Origin of the sequence: Shewanella sp. SM29, from assembly GCF_025654245.1 — a bacterium.
Lineage (GTDB): Bacteria > Pseudomonadota > Gammaproteobacteria > Enterobacterales > Shewanellaceae > Shewanella > Shewanella oncorhynchi.
Genome location: NZ_JAKKRN010000022.1, coordinates 19449 through 37118 on the forward strand (window position 1 = coordinate 19449; position 17670 = coordinate 37118).

The 17670-nt window shown below is 45.6% G+C and carries 14 protein-coding genes; 9 read left to right on the top strand and 5 right to left on the bottom strand.

Features of this window, described 5'->3' with window-relative positions; all coding sequences use genetic code 11:
• Positions 1 to 292: 292 nt before the first annotated feature.
• The 6 genes from fadB to L5L77_RS15120 all read left to right on the top strand — a co-directional run bounded on the left by fadB (position 293) and on the right by L5L77_RS15120 (position 9388).
• Positions 293 to 2443, top strand: coding sequence for a fatty acid oxidation complex subunit alpha FadB (fadB, locus tag L5L77_RS15095; RefSeq protein WP_263186036.1), 2151 nt, complete (start codon positions 293 to 295; stop codon positions 2441 to 2443).
• 22 nt (positions 2444 to 2465) lie between these two features.
• The gene (gene fadA, locus L5L77_RS15100) at positions 2466 to 3629 is read left to right on the top strand and encodes an acetyl-CoA C-acyltransferase FadA (RefSeq protein ID WP_014609502.1); all 1164 of its coding nucleotides are present in this window, start codon (positions 2466 to 2468) and stop codon (positions 3627 to 3629) included.
• A gap of 243 nt (positions 3630 to 3872) precedes the next feature.
• Complete coding sequence (locus L5L77_RS15105) at positions 3873 to 5039, top strand: diguanylate cyclase domain-containing protein (RefSeq protein WP_131524506.1); 1167 nt, start codon at positions 3873 to 3875, stop codon at positions 5037 to 5039.
• Positions 5040 to 5214: 175 nt separating this feature from the next.
• On the top strand, positions 5215 to 5460 hold the full coding sequence (tusA, locus tag L5L77_RS15110; protein WP_168827595.1) for a sulfurtransferase TusA: 246 nt from the start codon (positions 5215 to 5217) through the stop codon (positions 5458 to 5460).
• 48 nt (positions 5461 to 5508) lie between these two features.
• Positions 5509 to 5955, top strand: coding sequence for an MOSC domain-containing protein (locus tag L5L77_RS15115; protein WP_168827597.1), 447 nt, complete (start codon positions 5509 to 5511; stop codon positions 5953 to 5955).
• Between the two features lie 244 nt (positions 5956 to 6199).
• On the top strand, positions 6200 to 9388 hold the full coding sequence (locus L5L77_RS15120; RefSeq protein WP_263192911.1) for an amidohydrolase family protein: 3189 nt from the start codon (positions 6200 to 6202) through the stop codon (positions 9386 to 9388).
• 171 nt (positions 9389 to 9559) lie between these two features.
• On the opposite strand, the gene L5L77_RS15125 is transcribed toward L5L77_RS15120, so the two are convergent.
• Positions 9560 to 10150, bottom strand: coding sequence for a DNA-3-methyladenine glycosylase I (locus L5L77_RS15125; protein ID WP_263169493.1), 591 nt, complete (start codon positions 10148 to 10150; stop codon positions 9560 to 9562).
• Between the two features lie 117 nt (positions 10151 to 10267).
• On the opposite strand from L5L77_RS15125, the gene glyQ reads away from it, so the two are divergent.
• Positions 10268 to 11173 (top strand): glycine--tRNA ligase subunit alpha, encoded by a 906-nt coding sequence (gene glyQ, locus L5L77_RS15130; protein ID WP_263169494.1) that lies wholly within the window; start codon positions 10268 to 10270, stop codon positions 11171 to 11173.
• A 10-nt stretch (positions 11174 to 11183) separates the two neighbouring features.
• Positions 11184 to 13253 carry a glycine--tRNA ligase subunit beta gene (glyS, locus tag L5L77_RS15135; protein WP_263186040.1) on the top strand — a complete coding sequence of 690 codons (2070 nt, stop codon included), beginning with the start codon at positions 11184 to 11186 and terminating at the stop codon, positions 13251 to 13253.
• An 87-nt stretch (positions 13254 to 13340) separates the two neighbouring features.
• Here the strand turns inward: glyS and L5L77_RS15140 are convergent, their stop codons facing one another.
• Entirely contained in the window at positions 13341 to 14381 is a 1041-nt protein-coding gene (locus L5L77_RS15140) for an HDOD domain-containing protein (protein ID WP_263223031.1), read from the bottom strand.
• Between the two features lie 333 nt (positions 14382 to 14714).
• On the opposite strand from L5L77_RS15140, the gene L5L77_RS15145 reads away from it, so the two are divergent.
• Entirely contained in the window at positions 14715 to 15635 is a 921-nt protein-coding gene (locus L5L77_RS15145; RefSeq protein WP_263223033.1) for a biotin-dependent carboxyltransferase family protein, read from the top strand.
• Positions 15636 to 15728: 93 nt separating this feature from the next.
• Here L5L77_RS15145 and L5L77_RS15150 read toward each other — a convergent pair whose 3' ends face one another.
• The 3 genes from L5L77_RS15150 to L5L77_RS15160 are packed head-to-tail and all read right to left on the bottom strand — an operon-like array spanning position 15729 to position 17670.
• Entirely contained in the window at positions 15729 to 16064 is a 336-nt protein-coding gene (locus L5L77_RS15150; RefSeq protein ID WP_263223035.1) for a c-type cytochrome, read from the bottom strand.
• Complete coding sequence (locus L5L77_RS15155; protein WP_263203835.1) at positions 16061 to 16444, bottom strand: cytochrome C; 384 nt, start codon at positions 16442 to 16444, stop codon at positions 16061 to 16063. Before L5L77_RS15155 ends, L5L77_RS15150 begins: the two co-directional genes overlap by 4 nt.
• Positions 16444 to 17670 carry a sulfite oxidase gene (locus tag L5L77_RS15160; protein ID WP_263223036.1) on the bottom strand — a complete coding sequence of 409 codons (1227 nt, stop codon included), beginning with the start codon at positions 17668 to 17670 and terminating at the stop codon, positions 16444 to 16446. The genes L5L77_RS15155 and L5L77_RS15160 overlap by 1 nt, the downstream gene beginning before the upstream one ends.

Consider the following 17670-nt stretch of genomic DNA (forward strand, 5'->3'; position numbering starts at 1 on the left):
GCAGCGTTTAAACGTCTAAGGAAAACAGCCACAAAGACCTATTTATCCGCAAAGTGATTTAACGCATTCTAGGTGTTCTACACTCTGTGCAGTGTATCACAAAGGTGAAAAATCACTCTAGCCGACATGAAATTAAACAGTCGTTTAAATTGGGTGTTGTAATTTATCGAATTTCGAAGCACACTGGCACACAACTGGTCAAATGATGGCCGAAGCTGCTGTGAGATAGAGAGTCGTACTAGCACCAACACATAATGGTGGGTATCACTTTTAAGCCAAAAGGAAGCAAGCAATGATCTACCAAAGTCCTACAATTCAAGTTGAGTTACTCGAGGATAATATTGCCAAGCTGTGCTTTAACGCACCCGGTTCGGTGAACAAATTCGACAGAGAAACCCTCGCTTCGCTCGATGCCGCATTAGACAGCATCAAGCAAAATTCCAATATCAAAGCGTTAGTGCTGACCTCCAGTAAAGATACCTTTATTGTGGGTGCCGACATTACCGAATTTTTAGGCCTATTTGCACAAGATGACGCCGTACTACTCTCTTGGGTTGAACAAGCCAACGCAGTCTTCAATAAACTCGAAGACTTGCCTTTCCCAACTGCATCTGCAATCAAAGGCTTTGCCTTAGGTGGCGGCTGTGAAACCATTCTGGCAACGGATTTTCGTATCGCAGATACCACAGCCAAAATCGGTTTACCTGAAACTAAACTCGGCATCATCCCAGGCTTTGGCGGCACAGTTCGTCTGCCACGTGTAATTGGTGCAGATAACGCACTCGAGTGGATCACCACAGGTAACGACCAACGCGCTGAAGATGCACTGAAAGTCGGTGCTGTAGATGCCGTGGTTGCACCAGAAGCATTAGAAGCGGCTGCGATTCAAATGCTCAAAGATGCTGTTGCTGAAAAGTTAGATTGGCAAGCGCGTCGTAACCGCAAGCTGTCTGCCCTAACGCTGCCAAAACTTGAAGCCATGATGTCATTTACCACAGCTAAAGGCATGGTGTTTGCTGTTGCGGGTAAACACTACCCAGCACCAATGGCCGCAGTAAGCGTAATTGAGCAAGCATCAACTAAAGGCCGCACCGAAGCACTGCAAATCGAACATCAAGCCTTTATCAAGCTCGCTAAAACTGACGTTGCTAAAGCGCTTATCGGTATCTTCCTTAATGATCAATTAGTTAAAGGCAAAGCGAAAAAAGCGGGTAAGTTAGCCAAAGAAGTGAAAAACGCTGCCGTATTAGGTGCTGGCATTATGGGCGGCGGTATCGCCTACCAAAGCGCCAGTAAAGGCACACCGATTGTCATGAAAGACATTGCCCAGCCAGCATTAGATTTAGGCCTCAATGAAGCCGCCAAACTGCTGTCTGCCCAAGTTGCTCGTGGCCGTTCAACGCCAGAAAAAATGGCCAAAGTGCTGAACAACATCACGCCTTCATTAGATTATGCTGCGCTCAAACACAGTGATGTCGTCGTTGAAGCCGTTGTTGAACATCCAAAAATTAAAGCGCAGGTTTTAGCCGAAGTTGAAGGCTATGTGAGTGAAGATGCAATTATCGCGTCAAACACCTCAACGATTTCAATCAACTTGCTCGCTAAGAGCATGAAGAAACCTGAGCGTTTCTGCGGTATGCACTTCTTCAACCCAGTGCACAAAATGCCGTTGGTCGAAGTTATCCGTGGCGAGCACAGTTCTGAAGAAACCATCGCCTCTGTTGTGGCTTACGCCAGCAAAATGGGCAAAACCCCAATCGTGGTAAACGATTGCCCAGGCTTCTTCGTTAACCGCGTACTCTTCCCTTACTTTGCAGGCTTTAACGGCTTACTTGCCGAAGGTGGCGACTTTGCTGCAATCGACAAGGTAATGGAAAAACAATTCGGTTGGCCAATGGGCCCTGCTTACCTGCTCGACGTAGTGGGTTTAGACACAGGTCATCACGCCCAAGCCGTTATGGCTGAAGGTTTCCCTGATCGCATGGGTAAATCAGGCACTGATGCGATTGATGTGATGTTTGAGAACAAACGTCTTGGCCAGAAAAATGGCAAAGGTTTCTATGTCTATTCAGTCGATAGCCGTGGTAAACCGAAGAAAGATGTCGATCCAACGAGCTACGGCCTATTGAAAGCTGCCTTTGGCGAATTAAAAGTCTTTGAAGCCGATGACATTATTGCCCGTACTATGATCCCTATGATCATCGAAACCGTGCGCTGTTTAGAAGAAGGTATTGTCGCATCACCAGCCGAAGCGGATATGGGCCTAGTTTATGGCTTAGGTTTCCCGCCATTCAGAGGCGGCGTGTTCCGTTATTTGGATACCATGGGTGTCGCAAACTTTGTAGCCTTAGCAGACAAATATGCTCACTTGGGCGGTCTGTATCAAGTCACAGATGCGATGCGTACATTAGCAGCCAATAACGGTAGCTACTACCAAGCCTAATTAGCGGGAAAGGAATTTAATCATGAAACAAGCTGTTATCGTAGACTGCATCCGTACTCCGATGGGCCGCTCAAAGGCTGGCGTATTTCGTAATGTACGTGCAGAAACTCTGTCTGCCGAATTGATGAAAGGTCTGTTGCTGCGTAATCCGCAACTCGACCCAAACCTAATTGAAGACGTGATTTGGGGTTGTGTGCAACAAACCCTAGAGCAAGGCTTCAACATTGCCCGTAATGCTTCACTATTAGCCGGCATTCCAAAGACCGCTGGCGCTGTGACGGTTAACCGCCTATGTGGTTCATCAATGGATGCAATCCATCAAGCTGCGCGTGCAATCATGACTGGCATGGGCGACACCTTTATTATTGGTGGCGTAGAACACATGGGCCATGTGCCGATGAGCCATGGTGTCGACTTCCACCCAGGTCTTGCTAATAACGTGGCAAAAGCCTCTGGCATGATGGGGTTAACTGCTGAAATGCTGGGTAAACTGCACGGTATTACCCGTGAACAGCAAGATGCTTTTGCAGTACGTTCTCATCAACGTGCTTATGCTGCGACGATTGAAGGCCGTTTTGCCAAGGAAATCTATGGCATTGAAGGTCACGATGCTAACGGTGCCTTAATTAAAGTACTGCAAGACGAAGTCATTCGCCCAGAAACCACAATGGAATCTCTAGCAGCACTACGTCCGGTATTTGATCCAGTCAACGGTACTGTCACTGCGGGTACTTCTTCTGCACTGTCTGATGGCGCTTCAGCCATGTTGATCATGGAAGAATCTAAAGCGCGCGCACTTGGCTTACCAATTCGTGCACGTATTCGCTCTATGGCGGTTGCGGGTTGTGATGCGGCTATCATGGGTTACGGCCCAGTGCCAGCCACGCAAAAAGCGCTGGCTCGTGCTGGTATCACAGTTGCCGATTTAGATGTGATTGAACTGAACGAAGCGTTTGCAGCTCAGTCTTTACCTTGTGTAAAAGATTTAGGCTTAGCGGATGTGGTTGACGACAAAATCAACCTCAACGGCGGTGCGATTGCATTAGGTCACCCACTGGGTTGTTCAGGTGCGCGTATCTCTACGACGCTGATCAACTTGATGGAAGACAAAGACGCGACCTTAGGTTTAGCGACCATGTGTATTGGTTTAGGCCAAGGTATCGCCACTGTGTTCGAACGTGTTTAATTCGTTAATCAAATAATTATCAAAGCCGGAACTTGTTCCGGCTTTTTTATGCCAAATCTTCTGCCATCGTAAATATTAATATTTCTCATTTCTTCTGCTGTTCATTTGAAAATCAGTCCGTTATCGACTTAACTACAAGGGCATTACTGGCTATTGTGGACGACAAGTGGCAGCAATCATCAGCCAAATCTAGGCAGTGTAGTGCAAGGATGCAATTCGTTGTTTTACCAGAGGTAATGCCAGATGCTACAAACGGAACAGACCCTTTTCGAACAAATGCGGATCACTGAGCTGGAAATCGAGTCTCGTAAGGCGCTCTTCTCTTTTACTGGGGCGGACGTAAAGGCCCTGCAATCCTTTAAGCCCATCATTGAAGAAAACATAGATAAAATCGTCGACGACTTTTACGGCTTACAAACCAGTGTGTCAGAAATTGCGCTCTTGATTGGAGACTCAGACACCCTTGCCCGCCTACGTACCGCACAGAGAAGATATGTGCTTGATTTATTTAATGGTGTTTATGATCTTGAGTACGTAAACAATCGCCTGCGGATTGGGTTAGTCCATAAACGCATTGGTGTTGAGCCCAAACTTTACCTGTCTGCGGTGCACACACTCAAGGAGTTGATCTATGCAGTGATCAACAGCTCAGTACAAGATGTACGTCAAGCCGAACGTATTCGAGCCGCAATTGATAAACTGGTGCTGTTTGATGTCACACTAGTATTCGATACTTATATTCGCAGCTTAGTCTCCGAGATTGAGAACGCTAAGGATAAGGCCGAGAAATATGCCCAAAGTATGGAAAGCAAAGTCAAAGAGCGAACGCAGCAGTTAGAAGAACTCTCGCAAACCGATCCCTTAACAGGTTTACTCAATGTAAGGCACTTGCAAGAAACCGCAACTCGCATACTCAGAGCAGCCCAAAGACGCGCCGAGCCAGTATGTGTCATCTACTTAGATGTAGATGATTTTAAATTATTTAATGACACTCAAGGCCATAGATCAGGTGATGAAGTACTTTGTGCTGTCGCAAAAGCGATTAAAGAAACCACTCGTGCTGAAGATCATTGTTTTCGATATGGTGGAGATGAGTTCTGTATCATCATGCCTAACTGTCGTGAGGAACAAGCTCGAGAGAATTTCATCACTCGGTTTAATCAAAAAATAAAACTCAGTCTAAACAATATTTCCTTAAGCTTTGGCATTACAGATACTGGCCCCTATGAATATGAAGAAGCCAATAGCTTAATTCATAAAGCCGATCAAAAAATGTATAGCTACAAACGGGCGTCCAAATTGCAGCAACAAACTATGGCGGCAGCAAATGATTTAGCACCAGAGAATAGTACAGCTGTCATCCATCCGATCTCTCAATCTCAAAGCGCTGCTGATAAAGCCGTTGAGTAATGTTAATTATCATAAGCCATAAGTTTGTTCCACGTGGAACATTTTATCTCTAGCTTTGGTAACGACAAAAAGCACACCAATCAAACCACATCACAAATTGAGACCACCAACTTGGTTTATCATGGGGGCTGGAGTAACATTAGCTAATTCTGCTTAACCGTTCAGTAGAGGTAATATGAACGACGCTTTCTCAACCGCACAGCATAGGCTCGATGCAATAGGCTTACGTTGCCCAGAACCTGTAATGATGGTGCGTAAAACGGTAAGACAAATGGCTGCAGGCGAGACACTGCTGATCATTGCCGATGACCCTGCAACGACACGCGATATTCCAAGCTTCTGTGAGTTTATGGATCACACCCTTATCGCCAGCGAAACGGCTCAGACGCCATACCAATATTTGATCAAAAAAGGACTTTAAGTCGTATCGTTTTAGCGACTTAATCATTAAAAAAGGATGTGAGGAACTATGCCAAAACTGCTGGCAATTGCCTATAAAACTGTAAAGCGCGGCCCAATGAATGAGGTTCTCTGTGCCAATGTCACCCAGTTAAATGGTGTAGAGAAAGATGTATTTGGTCGTCCAGGCAAACGCCAAGTCACTGTGCTTTCCAAACTACAATGGCAACAAGCCTGTCGTGCTATCGAGGCAGAATTGCCTTGGACGACTCGCAGAGCAAATCTGCTCGTTGATGGTCTAGTATTTAGCAGTGCAGATGTTGGTAAACATTTACAGATTGGTGAGTTACTACTTGAAATTACAGGTGAGACCGATCCTTGTAAAAAAATGGAAATTGCACATGTTGGTTTAGAAGCCGCACTCACCCCAGATTGGCGAGGAGGTGTAACATGCAGGGTATTGAATGACGCTATGATCCACTTAGGTGATGAGATAGCAATTTTCTTTCCTAGCTAATCCAATCAGCCTATCTCAGCTAGTTCTCCATACTCCTCTATAAATAGAACCAAATAACTTGGTTCTATTTCTGTTGTCCCAATCCTAATATAAATATCAGCTTTCTAGCTCGAACATCAATTGAAACAGTATTTACGTTTTCCTTCCTATCTATTTATGCGATAACTACACCAAGTATTAACAAAACTTTATCTTGTGATTAATACCGCTCATGTAGCCCATAAGAACGATAACAGGAAGTGACATGTTGAACTCTAAACTTACCCCGCTTTATATTGCCCTCACTCTTGGGATGAATACCCTCGCAGTTAACGCCACAGAAACGAAAGAATCGACTTGGAATGTTAACGCTCCAGCGAATGCTCCCTTAGTGCAAGTCAAAGTTGATGTTAATGAAGGCACTTGGATGAACTTGAGTGTCAGTCCAGATGGTAAGCATATCGTCTTCGACTTACTCGGTGACATCTACCAAATTCCAGTAACAGGCGGTGAAGCTAAGCCATTAGCCCAAGGCATAGCTTGGCAGATGCAGCCCGTCTATAGCCCTGATGGCAAGCACATTGCTTTTACGTCCGATGGTGATGGTGGTGATAACATTTGGATTATGGATGCTGATGGCAAAAACCCAAGAACAGTCACCCAAGAAACCTTCAGGCTGCTAAACAGTCCAGCTTGGAGCCCAGACTCCCAGTATCTGGTTGCCCGTAAGCACTTTACCGCCAGTCGTAGTTTGGGTGCGGGCGAAGTGTGGCTATACCACGTTGCGGGTGGTGAAGGCGTTAAATTGACCGAACGTCCTAATGATGAGAAAGATTTAGGTGAACCCGCGTATTCACCCGATGGTCGCTATATCTACTTTAGTCAGGATGACACGCCGGGTAAAACATTCCATTACTCAAAGGATTCGGTCAACGGTATCTACAAAATAAAACGCTACGATACTCAAACTGGTGAGATTGAGGTATTAATCGAAGACACGGGTGGAGCGATTCGGCCAACGCCGAGCCCAGACGGTACTAAGCTCGCCTATATTAAGCGCGATGATTTCCAGTCATCACTCTACCTACTCGACCTTAAGTCGGGAGAAACAACTAAGCTGTTTGGCGAACTTGACCGTGATATGCAGGAGACTTGGGCCATTCATGGCGTCTATCCAACAATGGCATGGACACAAGATAACAAGGATATTTTCTTCTGGGCTAAGGGAAAAATTAATCGTCTGAATGTTGCCAATAAAACACTCACAGATATCCCCTTTAGTGTAAAAACTGAGTTAGCCGTACAGCCCTCGGTGCGCTTTAAGCAAGATATCGATAAAGACGTTTTCGATGTAAAAATGCTACGTATGGCGCAGGTCTCACCGGATGGTAGCAAAGTCGCCTTCGAAGCACTGGGTAAAATTTGGTTAAAATCCTTACCCGATGGCAGAATGTCACGCTTGACTGAGCTAGACAAAAATATTGCAGAACTTTATCCCCAATGGTCGCGCGATGGTAAAAATATTGTTTTCACCACTTGGAATGACCAAGACCAAGGCACAGTGCAAGTGATCAGCGCCAAAGGTAGCAAACCTAAGCAGCTAACATCTGAGCCAGGAAAGTATGTCGAACCCACCTTTTCACCCAATGGTGAACTCGTAGTGTATCGTAAAACTCAAGGCGGTAACCTCACACCAAGAACTTGGTCGCAGGAACCTGGGCTATATAAAGTCGATATTAAAGGTAAACAAAATAGCAAGATCAGTGCCGATGGCTATCAAGCTCAATTCGGTGCTAATGCCGATCGCGTCTTTTTTATGAATAGCAGCGAAGATGAAACGCCGCAGTTATCATCCATCAACTTAGACGGCTTCGATAAACGGGTTCATTACAGCAGCAAACATGCAACTGAATTTAGGGTTTCACCCGATGGTGAGCAACTCGCCTTTGCTGAACGATTCAAGGTTTGGGTAACACCTTTTGCTAAACACAGCGAGACAGTTGAGATTGGCCCCAATGCCAGCAATCTACCCGTAAGCCAATTGAGTGCCCGTGCGGGTGAAAGTATCAGTTGGAACAGTAAAAGCGACCAACTATATTGGACTCTTGGCCCCGAGTTGTACCAAGCCAAGGTTGACACTCAATATCGCAACAAAGATGAAAAGGCACAACCAAGCATTATCGATTTAGGCTTTACCGAAAAGGCCGATGTTCCACGTGGAACAATCGCGTTTGTCGGTGGTAAAGTGATTACGATGGAAAATGACCAAGTGATTGATAATGGTGTGGTCATAGTCAAAGACAATCATATTGTCGCCGTAGGCGATGCCAATGTTGCGATTCCTAAGGATGCGCAGATCATCGACATCAAAGGCAAATCCATTATGCCAGGACTATTCGATGCCCACGCCCATGGACCGCAAGCAGATGATGAAATTGTGCCACAACAGAACTGGGCGCTGTATTCAGGCTTATCCTTGGGTGTCACCACTATTCACGATCCATCGAATGACACTACAGAAATCTTTGCCGCATCTGAGCAACAAAAAGCAGGCAATATTGTTGGCCCACGAATATTCTCCACCGGCACCATACTCTATGGCGCAAATGCGCCTGGCTACACATCGCACATAGACTCACTGGATGATGCCAAATTCCATCTTGAACGCCTGAAAAAAGTCGGAGCCTTTAGCGTAAAAAGCTATAACCAACCGCGCCGCAATCAGAGACAGCAAGTCATAGCCGCAGCCCGTGAACTTGAAATGATGGTTGTCCCTGAAGGTGGCAGCTTGCTGCAACATAATTTAAGCATGGTCGCCGATGGACATACTACGATTGAGCACTCGCTCCCCGTTGGTTCAATCTATAATGATATCAAACAGTTTTGGAGCCAGACTCAAGTTGGTTACACGCCAACCTTAGTGGTTGCCTATGGTGGTATTTCTGGTGAAAACTACTGGTATGATAAAACCGATGTGTGGGCACATCCACGCCTATCCATGTATGTGCCAGCCGATATTTTACAAGCAAGATCAATGCGACGCCCCCATGCACCAGAGAGCCACTACAATCATTTCAATGTTGCTAAGGTGGCTAACGAACTCAATAAGTTAGGGGTTCACCCAAATATTGGCGCCCACGGTCAACGTGAAGGTTTAGCGGCACATTGGGAAATGTGGATGTTTGCCCAAGGCGGCATGAGCAATATGGAAGTGTTGAAAACGGCCACCATTAATCCAGCGACGACCTTTGGCATGGAGCAGCAACTCGGTTCTATCAAAGAAGGCAAGCTCGCAGACTTGATCGTTATTGATGGTGATCCATTAGCCGACATTCGAGTCACCGACAGAGTCACTCATACTATGGTCAATGGTAAGTTATTTGATGCAGAGACTATGAATGAACTTAATGGGGATAAAGCACAGCGTAAGCCGTTTTTCTTTGAGAAACTCTAAGGGCAACTTTCAAGTCTAAGGAAAATAGCTTTCCTGTTGAGACCGTTTAAGTTTAACAAGATGAGTTCCAGCGAAGCTCAAAAAGCATGTTCCACGTGGAACATGCTTTTTTGTATTTGGATACTCTACAAGAGTTTTCTTTAATATCAGTCAGATCAACGATTAATGATTCTAGTGGCTATGCTCAGCACAGGAATCAACACAGGTCTGATAGGAAATACACTCGACAAGGTGATCGTTCACCATACCCACCGCCTGCATAAAGGCATAACAAATGGTTGGGCCGACAAAATTGAATCCGAGTTTCTTCAACGCTTTTGACATGGCTTCAGATTCTGGTGTTTGTGCAGGAACCTGCGACATTGCCGTAATCTGATTAACTATGGGTTTTCCGCCCACAAAGCTCCATAAAAATGCAGAGAAATCCTTCCCGTCGGCAGTATATGCTAAATAACCTTTGGCATTCTTGATGATAGAGTTCACCTTCAAGCGATTGCGCACTATGCCGGGATCCAGCATGAGCTCCTCCACTTTCGCCTCATCAAAAGTCGCAATAATCTCAGGTTCAAAATTAGCAAAGGCCTGTTCATAGTTTTGTTGCTTCTTCAGGATAGTTATCCAAGATAATCCGGCCTGTTGACCATCTAAACACAACTTAGCAAACAGCTCCTTTGGATCATAAACAGGTCGCCCCCACACTTTGTCGTGATACTCACGATACAAGGGATCATCACTTACCCAGCCACAGCGGATCTCTTCCATGGTATATAACCTTATTGTTTTAATTAAGAAGGTAAAAAATAACCTACATAAGCAGATATCTACAAGGTATAATCGAACCCATTTTCTATTCAGGCTGACGGCAGTAGACAAGTAGACATGACGACAAAACACGACGTAAAAACATTTCAGGGTTTCATTCTCACCCTGCAGGAATATTGGGCACAGCAAGGCTGTGCAATTGTTCAACCTTTAGATATGGAAGTCGGCGCTGGTACATTCCACCCACAAACTTTCCTACGTTCTTTAGGGCCTGAACCTATGAGCAGTGCCTATGTGCAGCCATCGCGCCGCCCTACGGATGGTCGTTACGGTGAAAACCCTAACCGTCTGCAGCACTACTACCAATTCCAAGTCGTGTTGAAGCCTTCACCTAACAATATTCAAGAGCTGTATTTAGGCTCACTGCAAGCACTGGGTATTGATACTCAAATCCACGATATCCGCTTTGTGGAAGATAACTGGGAATCACCAACACTAGGTGCTTGGGGCTTAGGCTGGGAAGTCTGGCTTAATGGTATGGAAGTGACTCAGTTTACTTACTTCCAGCAGGTCGGCGGCATCGAATGCAGCCCAGTCACAGGTGAAATCACTTATGGCCTAGAGCGTCTGGCCATGTATATCCAAGGCGTAGATAGTGTTTATGATCTCGTATGGACCGATGGTCCACTGGGCCTAATCACCTATGGCGATGTGTTCCATCAAAACGAAGTCGAGCAATCGACCTATAACTTCGAACACGCCGATGTGGATTTTATGTTCGCCTTGTTCGATCAATGCGAAAAAATGTGTCAGCATTTATTGTCGCTAGAAAAACCTTTACCTCTGCCCGCATACGAGCAAGTGATGAAAGCCTCACACGCCTTCAACCTGCTCGATGCCCGCCATGCCATTTCAGTTACCGAGCGCCAGCGCTACATCTTACGTGTTCGTACTATGGCGAAAGCGGTCGCTGAATCTTATTATCAGGCACGCGAAGCGCTTGGCTTCCCAATGTGTAAGTAGAGGTAAAAACATGAATTTTGAAAACTTACTCATAGAGTTAGGCACGGAAGAATTACCACCTAAGTCACTGCGTAAACTGGCTGAATCCTTTTTAGCTAACTTTACTGAAGAACTCACCAAAGCCGATTTAGCGTTCAGCTCAGCCGTTTGGTACGCAGCGCCACGTCGTCTGGCAATTAACGTCACTGAACTTGCCCTTGCGCAAGCTGACAAAGTGGTTGAGAAACGTGGCCCCGCCGTGAGTTCAGCATTCGATGCTGAAGGCAAACCGACTAAAGCCGCTGAAGGTTGGGCACGTGGTAATGGCATTACCGTTGAGCAAGCCGAACGTTTAGTCACAGATAAAGGCGAATGGTTAGTCCATAACGCCAAAGTTGAGGGCGTCGAAACCAAAAGTTTGATCGCCGCTATGGCTCAACGTGCACTCGATAAATTGCCCATTCCTAAGCCAATGCGTTGGGGCAATAATAAAACCCAATTTATTCGCCCCGTTCATACAGCCACTATCTTGTTAGGCAGTGAGTTGATTGAAGGTGAATTGCTGGGTATCAAATCGGCACGCACTGTTCGCGGTCACCGCTTTATGGGGCTCAAGCAGTTTGAATTAGCACACGCTGATCACTACCTTGCCGACCTAAAAGAAAAAGGTAAAGTCATCGCCGATTACGAAAGCCGTAAAGCATTAATCAAAGCCGATGCCGAAAAAGCCGCAGCTAAGATTGGTGGCACAGCGGATATCGAAGATAGCCTGCTTGAAGAGGTCACCTCTTTGGTTGAATGGCCTGTGGTATTGACCGCCAGCTTCGAAGAAAAATTCTTAAGTGTACCGTCTGAAGCTTTGGTCTATACCATGAAAGGCGACCAAAAATACTTCCCAGTCTTTGATGATGCAGGCAAGTTACTGCCAAACTTTATCTTTGTGGCCAATATCGAATCTAAAGATCCCGCGCAAATTATCTCTGGTAACGAGAAAGTCGTTCGCCCACGTCTTGCCGACGCCGAGTTCTTTTTTAATACCGATAAAAAACACACGCTGGAATCGCGTTTACCTAGCCTAGAAACCGTCCTGTTCCAACAACAGCTCGGCACCTTAAAAGACAAAGTAAATCGTATTTCTGCTCTAGCCGCCTTTATTGCCGGACAAACTGGCGCGAATGCAGTTGATGCAGCCCGTGCAGGTTTGTTATCTAAAACCGATTTGATGACCAATATGGTGATGGAGTTTACCGACACTCAAGGCACTATGGGCATGCACTACGCCCGCCTCGATGGTGAAACCGAAGCCGTTGCAGTTGCAATGGAAGAGCAATACAAGCCTAAGTTCTCTGGCGATACAGTGCCTAATGCCGGTGTATCTTGCGCTGTCGCATTAGCAGACAAGCTCGACACCTTAGTCGGCATCTTTGGTATTGGCCAAGCACCAAAAGGCGCTGCCGATCCCTTTGCCCTACGCCGTGCCGCCATCGGTGTGCTGCGTATTATCGTTGAGAACAAACTGCCACTGGACTTAGTAACGCTGATAGCTAAAGCTCAGGAGCTCCACGGTACTAACTTAAGCAACGCCAATGCAAGCGATGAAGTGTTAGAGTTCTTAATGGCACGCTTCCGCGCTTGGTATCAAGATAAAGGTATTGGTGTTGATGTGATCTTAGCCGTGCTAGCACGTCGCCCAACACGCCCAGCTGATTTTGATAGCCGTATCAATGCGGTATCACACTTTAGAAGCCTAGAAGCTTCTAGTGCACTTGCGGCAGCGAACAAACGTGTATCAAACATTCTAGCTAAGGTTGAAGGTGCTTTACCGACAACGATCAATGCGAGTCTGTTAACCGAAGCCGCAGAACAAGCATTGGCAGCCAAGTTGAACGAGCTGCAACCGCAATTGGCGCCTTTGTTTGCCAATGCCGATTACCAACAAGCCTTAACCTTGTTAGCTGGCCTACGTGAAAGCGTGGATCAGTTCTTCGAAGATGTGATGGTCATGGCGGATGATGAAGCGTTGAAAAACAATCGTTTAGCATTATTGAATAATCTACGCGAGCAGTTCCTGCACGTCGCGGATATATCACTACTGCAATAACGATACTAACGTTTTTTAAATTATCGCTTTAGAAAAAACGCGCTCAATAGCGCGTTTTTTATTGTCCTGATTTCTTAAACAGCCCAATCAGAACTGCGTCAGTTGTTGATGTAAGCCATCAAATTGAGTTTGATCTAAGTTAACTTGCTGCAGTAAATTCGCCAGTATTTCAGGAGACAATTGCCCTGCTTGATGCAGCATAGAAATCTCGCTGATCACATTCGCCCGCCATACCACAGCTGCGAGCCCAGCTTGCGGACGCGAGTTCACACTGGCGAGCTTATCTAATTCTGTTTCAAAGGTATTAGGTAGCTGCCAATACTTAGCGAGCAATGAACTTAAGGTTAACGATTTCGTCGTCATCACTTGTCTAAATAACCCAGAATTAGGCTGTTCTCCGGGCTCCGCCTGCACAAACGCATCGAGTAGCATTTTGAAAATGGCCAGCTTGCCGACATCATGCAATAAGCCCAATAAAAAAGCCGTATCTTGATCTTCATCGCTTAACTCACTGGCGAGAAAGGCGACCTGCATCGAGTGGCGCCAAATTTCAGCGCCGAAACGACGAAAATAGATTGGTTTGATATCCAACATTTCACGCACTAAACAAGTGGTGACAAATTTTCTCAACTGTTCGCGGCCAAGCTGTACCAAAGCCTGCTGTAAACTGGTGATATCCCTATTACTACGTTTAAACGCAGGGGAATTGCACAGCTTAAGCACCTCCACACTCAGTAAAGGATCACGCTCGATAAGTGCTAATAGAGCCTTAATATCAAACTGTGGGTCGGACAATTTACGATCTAACTCCAATACTTTTGACGGCAGTTTTAACACTTTTTCGGCGATCACTTGTGGCGATGCCAAGGCCTGCTCTATCTCCGTCATGACTCGACGTTCAAGATTATTGGCTACACCGCCAGTGTCCTTAACCCGTGTCGGAAATAACAAACTATAAAAGAGTGCAGATAAATCCACAGATACCACACTAATGTCTTCGAGAGGTTTAGCTGGCTTTCGCGCAGGTTCAAGCGACTTACCTAAGTCCGTCGTTGAAAAACTTTTGGGTCTCTCAACGGTCGCCGTATCACGAATATTAAAGAGTTTGTTAAAAAGTGATTTAATCAAGAAGCATCAACCTGTCATTATAAATAATTGTTAAAAAGTCAGTTAAATATTGCCCATCATAAATCCATTTTGATCAGCTCAAGCCATGTATTAAGGCATTGTAGAGAGGCTAATACTTAGCTTAAGTGTAACATATTCAATTCATTTCGGACTTCTTCTATCCCACCATTACTGCTTTTACAAAGACAATCTTGGTTACAAGTTGAAACCTCAAAAAACTTACATTTCAGCATCATTTAACTGACAATATGCCTACCATTCATAAAGAGATACATATTTTGTCTCCCTTTAATTGATTAACAATCTACTCGCGAGCTAACAACGGAAAATTTGATGATCGAGGTAATAAAAGCGGGTGCACTAACCACAGTTCAAGATATCGGACGCATGGGATATCGACATTTAGGCGTAACCCAAGCAGGTGCCTTAGATAGACCTGCACTGTGTTTAGCAAACCGCCTACTCTCAAACCCAGACAATACACCCGTACTGGAATTGACCTTTGGACAATCGATTTTTTTGTTTAAACGTGATGCTTGGATTGCCTTAACCGGTGCCGATTTCGATGCGCGCATAGATAATAAACCCATAGTTTGCGGCTGGCGTTACTCTATTAAGGCAGGACAAAAACTCAGTCTTAGAGGGGGAAATAAAGGCATGCGTGCCTATGTTGCGGTTGACGGTGGCGTTAAAGTGCCGTTAGTGATGGATTCTGCTGCAACTGATTTAACCTCAGGTATCGGTGGATTTCATGGCCGCGCATTAGAAGCTGGCGATAGCCTGACCTTAGGTTCCGCTCATCCACTAAGAAGGCAAGTTGGCGCAATTCAAAAAAGTTGGAATGGGCATATTCGCGCACTCGCAACAAAACACACCCAAGCCTTCTCGTTGAAATCTCAGCAAACATTCTGGCAAACACAGTGGCAACTTTCAGCAGAAAGCAATCGTGCAAGTGCAATACTCAACGGGGAAATATTGACCTTAGCAAAACCATTTCCCGTTCAATCCCATACAGTCAAGCCCGGAGTCATTCAAGTGTCAGCTTCAGGGCAACCTTTAGTGTTACTTGCCGATGCTAAGACCACCAGCAATCATCCTCAAATAGCCGTGATTATTGAAGCCGATCTGTGGAAACTCGCGCAAACTCGCCCAGGGCAAACAATTAAATTCGAATTGGTTGACGATGAACAAGCGGTAACGGCACAAGCGGAATGGCATGATTACTTCTACCGACTACAACGTAGCCTAGGTTAACGAACCACTGCATAATCAAATCTACAAAATATCACCCCGTATTCCCAACTACACCCTATATCGGTTTTATTCAAATAACGCACTATACTCGCGCTAATTCGCACTTAGGTTCGGTGTAACTTGCTGGCTATAAAACAGCGCCACATCTTGTAATTGCTCAGAGCTTAACGCGCTGACTTGTGATTGCATCAAAGGATCGAGTCGTACATCGGTTTTAAAATCGACGAGCTGTTTATTAAGATAAGCTAATTTTTGTCCCTTTAAGTTTGGGAATTGTTTGGCCATAGCGATCACCGCATTGCCATGGCATGACTCACACTGTGCCGTAGCCAATGCCTGACCTCGCTCTATATCTGCTTGATAAACCTCTCCATTAACCTCTGTGGATAAGCCACATAGTGCAATCAAACTTATGATAATCACTTTCATTTTGGCTCCTTAGGGAAAGGGTTAACTAGCGCAGGCTGCAGGCTCGGTTCTAAAGGTAGACGTCTGAAGATCGTCATATCCATTTCAGCCTGCCCATAATGAGTGCTTAGATAACTCAAGGTCGGCTCCCAAGTATCCGACAAGTCCCATAAACCCTGAGTATCTACCATCCACTGCAAAGTCTCTTTCCAAAAGGCTTTATCGCCGTGGTTTTGCACGACTATCATACTGGTATGGCAGGCATTACATTGATAGTTCACTAACTCCCAGCCAGGAGCCATGATCAAACCCGATTTAGGGTCCACTGGATACTCAGCAGCTAGCGAAATACTGGATGCCACTAACCCAAGCAATATCAGTTTATTGATATGTGATTTCATCACATTACCCTAACGGCAATACGGTGGCAGCCGTTAAACATATATCCCTTAGGATTCCATTGCGGTTGTACGACAGGCTGACTATCACCTTCACTATCGGTCGCTTTGGCCCAGATTTCATAATAGCCCTGCGACGGTAATTGCAATTCAATCTTCCATTGCTGCCATGCTGTTATGTTTTTAGATTTTTCTAATTCAGCGGCAAACCAACGGGTGCCATAATCGTAACTGACTTCCACCTTAACCACTTCCCGCAATCCCGCCCAAGCATGGCCTGCGATAGTCATCTTTTGACCCACAGCTAATTCGGTTCCAGATTGGGGTTGAGTGATCAATGACTTCACTATCATTTCTTCAATGATTTTATAGTCTTTATCATCAACAGACTCACCTGGCGCTATCGGATATTTAGGGAGTTGATACGCTGGTGCTTCCATTTTATGTCCATCATGGACTTTATTACGCACACTGATCCCCGTCGCCGCTTTTTGCGAAACGGATCCTGGCCGTCCACCAAACACAATACGTAAGGGATATCCATGTAGATAAGGAATGTCCTCACCATTCATCGACCATGCAATAAGCCCAAGCTCTTCGAGCGCCGCCTTTATTGGTACGCCGCGTGAAATCGCCTCACCTTTGCCGCTCAAATGCCGATCAACACCGTGGTGGCCTGTGTAAACAGCATCAGATTTAATACCGCAATCCTTAAGCACATCACTCACTAACACACCTGTCCACTCGGAGCAAAATACGCCAGCATTATTCCACTGATTACCCTTAGTACTAGGAAAAAAGCCAGAGCGACTATTGCCGCCACATTCAATCAGCAACTGCAATGTGTAATGCTTAAAGCGACGCTTAAGTTCATCAATTGTGTAGGTTTTTGGGGTGATAACAGACTCACCATCCACTTGAAAAGTCCAAGTTTTAGCATCTAACGCCTTAAAGTCAGGCACTATGCCATTCCAACGGATAAACGAGGCATCGGCAGGCGTCACAGCTGGAGCGAGCTTATGCTCCGGCGGAAACGCATTCAGTGGATGAGTGTTTAACACTTTGAAATAACTCGGCAAGTCCTCACCCTTAGTCCAAGTTAATGCTGATATATCCAGAGGAATGACCTCTGCGGGAAGCTGATCGGCAAATACCCACTTAACGGGTAAGGCAGATAAAACAGAAGTCGCTACCGCACCTTTAATAAAAACCCGACGATTAAGATCCAT

Excerpts from the sequence above, each read along its gene's own strand:
- fadB (WP_263186036.1), top strand. The coding sequence starts at position 293 with ATGATCTACCAAAGTCCTACAATTCAAGTTGAGTTACTCGAGGATAAT.
- fadA (WP_014609502.1), top strand. The coding sequence starts at position 2,466 with ATGAAACAAGCTGTTATCGTAGACTGCATCCGTACTCCGATGGGCCGC.
- L5L77_RS15105 (WP_131524506.1), top strand. The coding sequence starts at position 3,873 with ATGCTACAAACGGAACAGACCCTTTTCGAACAAATGCGGATCACTGAG.
- tusA (WP_168827595.1), top strand. The coding sequence starts at position 5,215 with ATGAACGACGCTTTCTCAACCGCACAGCATAGGCTCGATGCAATAGGC.
- L5L77_RS15115 (WP_168827597.1), top strand. The coding sequence starts at position 5,509 with ATGCCAAAACTGCTGGCAATTGCCTATAAAACTGTAAAGCGCGGCCCA.
- L5L77_RS15120 (WP_263192911.1), top strand. The coding sequence starts at position 6,200 with ATGTTGAACTCTAAACTTACCCCGCTTTATATTGCCCTCACTCTTGGG.
- L5L77_RS15125 (WP_263169493.1), bottom strand. The coding sequence starts at position 10,150 with ATGGAAGAGATCCGCTGTGGCTGGGTAAGTGATGATCCCTTGTATCGT.
- glyQ (WP_263169494.1), top strand. The coding sequence starts at position 10,268 with ATGACGACAAAACACGACGTAAAAACATTTCAGGGTTTCATTCTCACC.
- glyS (WP_263186040.1), top strand. The coding sequence starts at position 11,184 with ATGAATTTTGAAAACTTACTCATAGAGTTAGGCACGGAAGAATTACCA.
- L5L77_RS15145 (WP_263223033.1), top strand. The coding sequence starts at position 14,715 with ATGATCGAGGTAATAAAAGCGGGTGCACTAACCACAGTTCAAGATATC.
- L5L77_RS15150 (WP_263223035.1), bottom strand. The coding sequence starts at position 16,064 with ATGAAAGTGATTATCATAAGTTTGATTGCACTATGTGGCTTATCCACA.
- L5L77_RS15155 (WP_263203835.1), bottom strand. The coding sequence starts at position 16,444 with ATGAAATCACATATCAATAAACTGATATTGCTTGGGTTAGTGGCATCC.
- L5L77_RS15160 (WP_263223036.1), bottom strand. The coding sequence starts at position 17,670 with ATGGATCTTAATCGTCGGGTTTTTATTAAAGGTGCGGTAGCGACTTCT.